This is a genomic window from Mesorhizobium sp. M4B.F.Ca.ET.143.01.1.1 (assembly GCF_004792275.1).
Classification (GTDB): Bacteria; Pseudomonadota; Alphaproteobacteria; order Rhizobiales; family Rhizobiaceae; genus Mesorhizobium; species Mesorhizobium abyssinicae.
The window spans coordinates 1-321 of the sequence record NZ_SRSR01000235.1 but is presented as its reverse complement, the minus strand read 5'-3'; the positions used below and the strand labels follow the sequence as shown (position 1 = coordinate 321).

Below are 321 nucleotides of genomic sequence, written 5' to 3'. Positions count from 1 at the left end.
AGTCTAAGTATTTGCGTGCCATCGGCTCCTCCCTGGAAATCTTGCCTTTCAGGCAACGAAACGGAGTGCTCCTGCCGGCTAACTTCGGAAAGCCTCTGACAAAGCAGGCCCCCAGCATTCCTCATCCCCGATCGCTTGCCAAAAGCTTCCGCGATCACACCATGTCGCGCCGGCAAACATTAGCTATCATGCATATGCGGTGAAGATATTCTCGCCGGGCCGGCGCCGGGTTTAACCCCAACCAGGCAGCGGCGCCGGTCACTTGGTGGCAACCTGAGAATGAAGGGCTCGTCCCGTTTGGGCGAGCCCTTATTCTTTCCG

The 321-nt window shown here is 57.6% G+C and carries 1 protein-coding gene; it reads left to right on the top strand.

Translation table 11 applies throughout. From position 1 onward, the window contains the following. Positions 1 to 203: hypothetical protein (locus EN786_RS38410; RefSeq protein ID WP_210238938.1), on the top strand; the 203-nt coding region annotated here is incomplete at its 5' end. Between the last annotated feature and the right edge of the window lie 118 nt (positions 204 to 321).